Annotated in this window: 1 pseudogene; it reads left to right on the plus strand. The window is 36.0% G+C overall.

Annotated features, from left to right (window positions below):
- Positions 1-96 precede the first annotated feature (96 nt).
- Positions 97-542, plus strand: a pseudogene (locus DIZ30_RS11245) (IS30-like element IS6770 family transposase); the annotation flags it as partial.

The raw sequence follows: 542 nt of genomic DNA on the forward strand, positions 1-542 counted from the left end.
CGCGAATTGTAAAATTAAGTTAGAAAAATAAAAAGGCATTTATGGTACACTCAAATTGTATTTCCGACGAAAGAAAACAAAGGAGTGTAACCATAAATGACCTACAAACATCTTACCATAGACGAACTGACAATGATAGAATCATATTATCTTCAACATAATAAGCCGGTTGAAATCGCTAACCGAATGGGACGTGCTATACAAACTATTTATAATGTAGTCAATAAGTTCAAGCAAGGCAAGACTGCTCTTGATTATTGGCACCAGTATAAAGAAAATAAGAAAAAATGTGGTAGAAAAGTCATTCAATTACCTGCTCATGAAGTAGATTACATTAAAGAGAAAGTCACTCTTGGTTGGACGCCTGACGTCATTATCGGGCGAAAAGAAAGGCCTGTTTCATGCGGTATGAGAACACTTTATCGTTTATTTTCTAAAGGAATATTTGATATTGACACACTACCGATGAAAGGTAAAAGAAAACCCAATGGCCATCAGGAAAAACGGGGAAAACAACAGTATCAGCGCTCAATCCATGATCG

The organism is Enterococcus sp. H57, from assembly GCF_003112495.1.
Taxonomy (GTDB): Bacteria; Bacillota; Bacilli; order Lactobacillales; family Enterococcaceae; genus Enterococcus_B; species Enterococcus_B faecium.